Origin of the sequence: Psychromonas sp., assembly GCF_041586535.1 — a bacterium.
In the GTDB taxonomy this organism is placed as follows: domain Bacteria; phylum Pseudomonadota; class Gammaproteobacteria; order Enterobacterales; family Psychromonadaceae; genus Psychromonas.
In genome coordinates this window covers 1-9586 of sequence record NZ_JBFGZY010000152.1, presented here as the reverse complement: position 1 = coordinate 9586, position 9586 = coordinate 1, and the positions used below count along the sequence as shown (strand labels likewise).

Annotated in this window: 5 protein-coding genes; 2 read left to right on the top strand and 3 right to left on the bottom strand. The window is 48.1% G+C overall.

Annotation, left to right across the window (positions count from 1 at the left end; all coding sequences use genetic code 11):
* The first annotated feature begins 376 nt into the window (after positions 1–376).
* Both katG and ABZA00_RS14760 read left to right on the top strand, forming a co-directional pair.
* Positions 377–2551 (top strand): catalase/peroxidase HPI, encoded by a 2175-nt coding sequence (katG, locus tag ABZA00_RS14765; RefSeq protein WP_372882926.1) that lies wholly within the window; start codon positions 377–379, stop codon positions 2549–2551.
* Positions 2552–2932: 381 nt separating this feature from the next.
* Entirely contained in the window at positions 2933–5122 is a 2190-nt protein-coding gene (locus tag ABZA00_RS14760) for an SPOR domain-containing protein (RefSeq protein WP_372882925.1), read from the top strand.
* Positions 5123–5165: 43 nt separating this feature from the next.
* Here ABZA00_RS14760 and ABZA00_RS14755 read toward each other — a convergent pair whose 3' ends face one another.
* From ABZA00_RS14755 to ABZA00_RS14745, 3 genes are all read right to left on the bottom strand, one after another.
* Positions 5166–7163, bottom strand: coding sequence for a transglutaminaseTgpA domain-containing protein (locus ABZA00_RS14755; RefSeq protein ID WP_372882924.1), 1998 nt, complete (start codon positions 7161–7163; stop codon positions 5166–5168).
* Between the two features lie 2 nt (positions 7164–7165).
* Positions 7166–7999, bottom strand: coding sequence for a DUF58 domain-containing protein (locus tag ABZA00_RS14750; RefSeq protein ID WP_372882923.1), 834 nt, complete (start codon positions 7997–7999; stop codon positions 7166–7168).
* 215 nt (positions 8000–8214) lie between these two features.
* Entirely contained in the window at positions 8215–9135 is a 921-nt protein-coding gene (locus ABZA00_RS14745; protein WP_372882922.1) for an AAA family ATPase, read from the bottom strand.
* Between the last annotated feature and the right edge of the window lie 451 nt (positions 9136–9586).

The window sequence follows — 9586 nt, the reverse complement described above, 5'->3', positions numbered from 1 at the left end:
ATGAAAGCAAGGTATTGATTACAGTAACTAGTTGTTCTAATTACACAAAATCGTATGGAACGATTTTGAACAGCTTTAGCTGGCCACAAAGTGGTGAAGAACAGGACGTTCTGAATCAAATCAATAACAAAGACTAAAACGTAGTGTTATGTCTAGCTAGCATTCATTTTAACAAGCATAAATGAATAGATAATTATCGGATTTGGTATTATCACAGGGCAGTTTCATTTTGAGATGCTGATCCGCCCTGCTTTGCACCCAACCGCTATTGAAAATAGCAGGCTGTAATTCAGAGAGGCAGAGAGGCACTTGGGCAACTATCTTGTGCCATACAAGATAATATAAATAGCTATCAATACGCGAGAGGAAACTGGAAATGAATGACAAAAAGAAAGCCACTAGTGGCAAATGCCCGGTGATGCATGGCGGTGCTACGGAGAGCAGTATATCGAACATGGAGTGGTGGCCAAAAGCACTTAACCTGGATATTCTCCATCAACATGATAATAAGACCAATCCGATGGGAGTTGAATTCAACTATCGGCAAGAGGTCAAGAAACTCGACGCCGCTGCACTCAAGAAAGATCTGCTCGCGCTGATGACTGATAGTCAGAGCTGGTGGCCAGCGGATTGGGGGCATTACGGCGGTCTTATGATCCGTATGTCCTGGCACGCTGCCGGCACCTATCGTATCGCTGATGGTCGGGGTGGCGCCGGTACGGGTAATCAACGTTTTGCACCAATCAATTCCTGGCCTGACAATGTTAACCTGGATAAGGCACGCCGTCTTCTCTGGCCGATCAAGAAGAGATACGGCAACAAACTCAGCTGGGCTGATTTACTTGCCTATGCCGGTACCATTGCTTATGAATCCATGGGACTGAAGACTTTCGGCTTCGCCTTTGGACGTGAAGATATCTGGCATCCCGAAAAGGATATTTACTGGGGTTCGGAGAAGGAATGGCTTGCTCCCAGCGATAATCCCAACAGCCGCTATTCCGGCGAGCGCGATCTGGACAACCCGCTGGCAGCGGTGATGATGGGGCTAATCTACGTCAATCCTGAAGGGGTAGATGGTAATCCGGATCCTCTCAAGACGGCCCATGATGTACGCGTAACTTTTGCCCGCATGGCCATGAACGATGAAGAAACTGTCGCCCTCACCGCCGGAGGTCATACAGTGGGTAAATGCCACGGTAACGGCGATGCCGCGCTGCTCGGTCCGGAACCTGAAGCAGCTGCTATCGAAGAGCAGGGCCTGGGATGGAACAACAAAAGTAAACGCGGCATTGGTCGCAATACAGTATCCAGCGGACTTGAGGGCGCGTGGACGACTCACCCGACGCAGTGGGACAATGGTTATTTCACCCTACTGCTCAACTACGAGTGGGAACTGAAGAAGAGCCCGGCTGGAGCCTGGCAGTGGGAACCTATCAATATCAAGGAAGAAGACAAGCCGGTTGATGTTGAAGACCTCTCTACCCGCTACAATCCGATTATGACCGATGCCGACATGGCCATGAAGATGGATCCGCAATATCGGAAAATTTCCGAGCGCTTCTACAATGACCCTCAATACTTCTCTGAAGTATTTGCTCGGGCATGGTTCAAGTTGACCCATCGTGATATGGGGCCGAAAGCACGTTACATCGGACCAGATGTACCGCAGGAAGATCTGATCTGGCAAGACCCGGTTCCGGCAGGAGCTACTGACTATGATGTCCAGGCGGTCAAAGACAAAATTGCAGCGAGTAATCTCAGCGTAAGCGAAATGGTCTGTACTGCCTGGGACAGCGCCAGAACCTTCCGTGGTTCGGATAAACGTGGTGGCGCTAACGGGGCGCGCATTCGTCTTGCTCCGCAAAAAGACTGGTCAGGTAATGAACCGACGCGTCTGACCAAAGTACTGACTGTGCTTGAAGGTATTGCAGGCGAGAGCGGCGTAAGTATCGCAGATGTGATCGTTTTGGCAGGTAATGTCGCTGTCGAAAAGGCCGCAAAGGCAGCAGGTTTTAATGTTAGCGTGCCTTTTTCACCCGGTCGTGGAGATGCAAGCAATGAAATGACCGATGTGGATTCCTTTGAAGTGCTGGAACCTCTCCATGACGGCTACCGCAACTGGCTGAAAAAGGACTACGTGGTCAGCGCCGAAGAGCTGCTGCTCGACCGAACTCAATTAATGGGCCTGACCGCTCACGAGATGACGGTGCTGGTTGGCGGGATGCGCGTACTCGGCACTAACCACGGAGGTACTAAGCACGGAGTATTCACCGAGCGCGAAGGTGTACTCAGTAACGATTTCTTCGTTAATCTGACGGACATGAATTATACGTGGAAGCCTAGCGGAAATAACCTCTATGAAATCCGTGATCGCAAGTCGGATCAGGTTAAGTGGACAGCATCACGAGTTGATCTTGTCTTTGGCTCTAATTCGATCCTGCGCGCCTATGCCGAAGTCTATGCACAGGATGACAATATGGAAAAATTTGTGAAGGACTTCGTCGCCGCATGGGCGAAAGTGATGAATGCTGATCGTTTCGATTTAGCCTGATTCACAATATATCCCCATGATGCTTTAAGATACAAAGTCAGCAAGGCAAATTGCTACAAGTTGCCTTGCCCTATGGGGGCGGGCTCGAAAACCAGCTCTGCGTTGCAACAATCGAAAAGGGAATAAATATTACCTCATGTTGCGCCTTGGTCTGGTCTCCGAGCAAGTGCCTGACAAAGCATTTTGAAGTAGCATGGGTATAACATAATGATGCTTGCGAAGCGGAATAACAAATTCTCATAAGGTTTTGTCGTAATAGGGACATAATGAGATAAAACATCTCACTAAATCAATATGTTTTGGTGAATGACTTTTATTCTTCCTATACTCTCACATAAATCTGCTATTAGTCGTTCCCGTTATTCACAGCGAAGTATAAATATGACTGAAAAAAAGTTAAGCAAATGGAGCAACATTCTTTTTTTACTGCTAACTGCAACACTCCTGGCAATACCGGTGAGCGCAGAAACTGTACGCGTGCCGATCAAACTCGATTATCCGGTTCTACGGCAGTTGATGCACAGCCAGCTGTTCAATACAGCAGATAAAAGCGTGGAGATCCTAAATGATGCAACGGGTTGCAGCAGCATCTTCCTCTCTGACCCGCAGTTACGTGAGCACCAGCATAAACTGGAAGTCACCACGCACGTGAAGGCTAACATAGCGACCGCAACCTTTGGCAACTGTACACCGCTTTTCAACTGGGAAGGTGAGGCTAAATTTCTCACTGAACCTGTCATTCAAACGGGTGCCAGATCCGTCATGTTGAGGATCCTCAGCACCCGGCTGTATAATCCGCAGGGGAAGTTGATCACCGGCCCCATATGGGAGTTGGCTAGCGGGCAGCTACTCTCTTTTATGAACCGCTATGAAATAGACCTCTCACCAGCCATTAATCAGCTGAACAGACTGCTACCGGATATTTTAGATAAACGCTCCGCTGCGCAGATCAGTAAGATATCAGACAGCCTCAAATTAGCAGAAATCACAATCCAGCCCGATGGCATCACCGTTGCAGCCGATCTGCAGGTAGAGAGGCTGCCCGCCACGCCGGATCCGGCAGAAATATTTACCCTTGAGGAGATACAGCAGCTCGAGGAAAACTGGCAGATGATGGACGCCATGATCACCTTTGCAGTCAAACATTACGCCAATGCGACCCATCAACAGGAACTGCGTGATACCCTGGTGGAAGTTCTTCTCGATGCCCGTTACCGCCTGGTTGATGCCTTGACCATGCAGGTCACCCGAGCCGATGATCCGGTACGTCACTGGTTTATTGACAGCTGGCAACAATTGGGGCCGGTTCTGCGCCAGATCAGTCAGGAAAAACCAGGTCAGGAGCCGATGCTGCTGATCAGTCTGCTTGCCGCCACGGACGCCCTTGCCACGCTGGATCGGCTTGGTCCTTCTATCGGTCTGGATATTTCCGCAAATGGACTGCGCAATATGGGCCGGATGCTGATCGATCAGCCCGGCATTGATCCTTTGCTATACGAAGATACCGTTGATCCGGAACTTCGTTTGCTTTTCCGGCTTCCGCCATCCCTCGAGTTAAGCGAACCATCAGGGTATAACTTCAACCTATGGCCAATCAGTTCTGCCTGGGCTGCATCACCAGAGGATCGTCTCAAACTCTGGGTGCCTACTAAAAGCGAACTGCCAGTGTATCTGCCGCTGATTCGCGATCTACTCGAAGATAGCAGCAAAAGTGCGACCAGCATTCCCAGACTGGAGCCTGCAACGAAAAAGATCTTTGCAGATCTGGTGCTGACCACTGCCTGGCAGGAGAGCTGCTGGCGGCAATATATGCTGAAAAACAAGAAGGTCGTGTCATTACATTCAAGCACTGGCGATACCGGCTTAATGCAGATCAACGAGCGGGTTTGGCGGGGTCTGTATGACGTTCAGAAACTGCGTTGGGATATTACTTATAATGCTCAGGCAGGGACAGAAGTTTTACTCAATTATCTGCTCAAATATGCCCTTAAAAGAGACGAGCACAAACGCCAAGGTGGGCTGGATAATCTGGCCAGATCCACCTATTCCGCATACAACGGCGGTCCCGGTAAGACTTCCCGCTACCGGGATGCAAAAACACCATCTTCACTTAAGAAAGTTGACGCTGCTTTCTGGAAGAAATATCAGGCTGTAAAGCAAGGTAATGAGTTTCAGGTCGCTACCTGTCTGGGCGCTGAAGCAGCTGATATTGTTGCCTCACCAGCCAACAAACAGCTGCAAAAAAATGTTTCTGTTCAGTCGGCCAAGCAGCCATCGCCTACTACCAACAATGCCTCAGATAAAGCCTGGGTATTAGCGCAGGACAAGAACCACTATACCCTGCAACTTGCTGTTTTCAGTTCATTAAAGGCTGCACAACAATTTATCGCCGAATCCCGGCTGAAAGGTGCTGTTGCAGTTGTTCCGCTAGGCAAGGATAAACGGGGTCAGTTCGTAGTGTTAAACGGCAGCTTTAAAGAAAAAGCAGCGGCAGACAAATTCAAGCAGCAGTATAAGAATCTCAAACCCTGGGTGCGGCAAATTAAAGAGATAGACCTGTCTACCAAGTGATAATCCTAAATAGCAATTGCTATAACCAGCTAAACGGCTTGTTTTATCTCTCCGGCGTCTCAGGGAATTCTACTAATGCTCTGTTCAATGCTTTCTGACACTGGCTATCGTCTGCATATAAAGCGCGCTGTGATATTTGTGCAAGCTGTTGGCAGCTGCTGTTAAGTTGCGGCTGTTTTTCTGCCAGACGCAGTGCAAATTTGGCGATGCTTTCATCAGGCTCGCGATGTAATCGCCATTGCAGGCAGGTTTTATCAAATTTAATCAGGGCGCGCTGCAAAGGTGACCGTGTTTGCCATTTTGGGCGGATAACCACTAATGTATAGATGACCAATAAAAAAAGCAGCGAAGCGATGCTTGCTAAGCCTATCCTCCAAGGGTCAGCGCCACCGAATAACTGCTTTAGTAATTGATTTTGCTTGTCTGCATTATAACTTAGCACCCAGCGGCTCCACATATAATTGGCGGCATCTAGCCGATGACGCAAACCAGTCAGCCATTGCGGTGCATCAAACAACCCTGCTGCTACCATGTTACGCTCGGCATCGACCAGCGCATTGTCGATACCCTGCGCAACGCGCTGTGGTGCTACGACACTGGTGGGATCAACACGCAGCCACCCTATTCCCTCTAACCAAACCTCAGCCCAAGCATGTGCGTCGGCCTGGCGAATCATCCAATAATTTTCAAGTTCGTTATAGGTCCCCCCCTGATAACCGACCACAACGCGTGTCGGCACTTTTGCTGCGCGCATTAATACTGCAAAACTACTGGCAAAATGCTCACAAAATCCACGTTTGGAAGTAAATAAGAAATCATCGACACTATTTTCACCTAACAAGGGCGGCTGCAACGTGTAATAAAAATCTTGCCGATACCAAGACAATGCCTTTTTGACGATTGCCGCAGGCGAGCTGCCATCTTCGAGCCAACTTTGCGCCAGCTTTATGGTTTGCGGGTTATAACCCTCCGGCAAGCTTATTAAGTGTTGCCTTTGCTCGGCAGATAAAACGGGACGTTTAAGAAATGCGGGATCGATACTGTGCACATTGTATTGCAAGCGGGAGGTCAATGGATCTCTTGTTGTCACTAATCCATCCGGCGTGATATTAGTTCGTCGGGTACCTGAATTAACCTTAACCGGCTCAGCCAGTGCAAACAGCCAATGATAATAATGCGGCTCAACAATGATCTCATAGCGTAAAATATTGTCAGAAGGTAGATTGTCAGGCAGCGCTGTACTACCTCTGCCCCATTGCTTGTTTAAGCGCCAGGTCCGCCCGTCAAAGCTATCCAGAATCAATCCACGCCAATACATCTCACTGGTTGGCGGCGTTTTCGAGTCAAGAAAATTAACCCTAAAGGCGGTTCCCTTGGATCGCACCAGGTCGCCGATATCGCCTGGCGCCATTGAGTCACTAAAGCCGGTATGCGCTTCACTTTGTAACAAGGGTGTCCGCCATAATGGCCCAAGACGGGGCATGATCACAAACATCACCAGCATTAACGGCAAGGCGTGCAGCAGCAACGTTGCCCCACTTTGCAATTTTGCTCGCGCTGAGAATTGTCGGGTTAAGTAGATAGTTTGCCACGCGGCCAGCAAAGCGATGCAGGAAAAACAAGCGTACAGCGCTGTCCAAATAGACTGAGCAAAAAGAAATTGTGCAGCCAGCGCAATAAAACCGATAAACAACATCAGTAAGCCATCTTTTCTGCTGCGCAGCTCCAACAGTTTCAGAATAAAAGTGAATACTAAAAAGCCCACCATGGCTTCGACACCATAAGCGCCACGGTATGAGCTGAATAAACCGAACAGGCACAGGCCACTGAGTATAATTTTAACCGTTGATGATGGGAAATTAAGCTTGCCAGCATGGATCTGTAATCGCCAGATGAGTGAGCCTAACCAGAGCAGCCACAACCATACCGGCAAGCGGATTAACAAGGGTAAAATAACCACCCCCTGCGCGACGATCAGCCAGAGCAAGTTTTCATGACGCATCAGTTTTTGCCGTTCAAAAGCCGCTGTCGATGCTTCCATAATTACACGTCACTCTGATTAATATCAAAACAGGCAAGTGCACTAAGCACACTCAGTCGATGACCGTCACCTAATGCCGGCGGGATCTGTTTGCCGGGTAAACGTAAACCATAAGCTTTTTGTAAACCTTCGAACTGTAGCGCCCAATAACAGAGAGCACGCAGACGTTCTTCGACATGCAGATGCGAGAACTTATCCCAATCTAAGCAATTGTCGTGACTGCGGCTACTCGCATACTCTTTGGAATATAAACCTTGTTCACGCGCATAATGTTTCCAGGCAATATGTTTGACCGGATCACCTGCGCGGTACTCCCTGAGGCCGGAAAAATCATCGCCATCGGCAAATTGCTCGCCTTGCTCACTATCATTGGCGGTGCTTAACTGTGCTGGAAAATCTACTTTTAATGGTTTGGGAAAGATAACGGTGCTCGCGTCGAGGTTTAGCCAGGTCCAACAACGAATAATGCCTAATGGATAAACACTTTCAATCAACAGCTTTCCCGGTTGCAGTATGCCACGTTTGTGTGTCTCAACGCCGACCTGAATCTGCGTTGTTTGCTTAGCGGCAAAATCAAAGCAGCCATCTTCACCATGCCACCAGCGTATTATAATGTTGTCATAACCTTTAGCGCGCCAGCCCTCTACCTGTAAACTAAAATAGGCCTTCTCGCCTACAAAAGCAGGTTTGCCTCCAAGCACTTTGATCTCTAAACCCGCAAGGTTCGCATAGGTATGAAAGATAGCCACAACAATCAAGCTTATTAACAGGTAGCTTAACGCTAAGACCAAATTATTTTGATAACTGGTGCCGAGTAACCACAGGATAAAACTCAATATCACAAAACTGAGGCCAGTTTTAGTGGGGATAATATATAGGTTTTTCCGGGTTAATCGGGCCGAACGGGACACGGGTGTGCGTTTATCTATCCAGCGAAAAAAACGGGCTTGCCAGCGACTCGGTTGCCGTTGCGACCCTTGCACAGAAGCTGATGACTTCGTGTTGCTTATTAAGCTCACCTTTTTTTCGGCCAACAACGTGAATAAGACATTTATCCCACCACTGCGACTGATTTCAGCAAATAGTGCACAAGATCACGATGTTCGTGGCCCTCTTCGACTTCGCCGCCGCGCACCCGATGACCTAAAACAGCACTCGCGACCGCCTGTATATCTTCAGGAATAACATAATCACGGCCATCTAACAACGCCCATGCCTTAGCGGCGCTCAGCCAGGCCAATGCTCCGCGAGGTGATAAACCATAGGTAAAGCGGCCATCCACACGGGTAAATAGCACCAGTTTTTGCAGGTAATCAAGCAATGCTTCACTACAATGAACGCCGCTGACCTGCTTTTGCAAATCGGCAAGTTGCTCTGGAGTAACAACGGGTTGCATCTCAGCAATACGACCGCGCGGATCGACACCCTGGAGTAATAAACGCTCTGACTGATGATCAGGATAACCTAAACTCAAGCGCATTAAGAATCTATCCAGCTGTGACTCCGGCAACATAAAAGTACCAGATTGTGATATCGGGTTTTGTGTGGCAATCACAAAAAAGGGAGATGGCAGCGAACGGGTCTCACCTTCGATGGTGACTTGTCCCTCTTCCATCGCCTCTAATAACGCACTTTGTGTTTTCGGCGTGCTGCGGTTGATTTCATCGGCCAGTAAAAGTTGGGTGAAGATGGGTCCGGGATGGAATTTAAATGCCGACTGGTTTTTATCGAAAACAGCCACGCCAAGAATATCTGCAGGCAACAGATCGCTGGTAAACTGCATCCGTTGATACTGCAACCCCAATACACGTGCCAGACAATGTGCCAGGGTGGTTTTGCCCATACCGGGCAGGTCTTCAAGTAACAAGTGACCTTTACCAATCAAACATGCAACCGCCAGCTTAACCTGTTGTTCTTTTCCTAATAAGACCTGACCAACAGCGGCAACAATATTTGTTAAAAGAGGCTGCATTTTTATCCCTTGTCGTTAATTTAAACGGAGTAATTGATATCAACCAACTTGGCATCTAGTTCGAGCTCTGCTTATCATAAAAAAGCCAGTAACTGCGCAGCATAACGCACCTTTGTATGATGGGCAGGCGTATAATAATAAAAGCAGCTGAGATAGCTGATATTTCTTAATGATTAATTACCAATCTAAGTAAATATCTAATCAATCTTGCCGGTTAAAATGAACGATAACTGTGTTGTTTTCAATCACACACGCAAGTTATTGCAATTAAAACAAAAAAAGGCGCCATAGGCACCTTTTTATTCATTTTAGCAGGGTAACTAAACCAGTAAGGTTTATTTTTTACCCAAAGCAGCAAAACGCTGTTTACTTATTTTGATGATATGAGCTTCAATACGACCGCCAGTATCAACAATACAGTTTCCATTGGCCAGTGTTGGTAACCTTATCT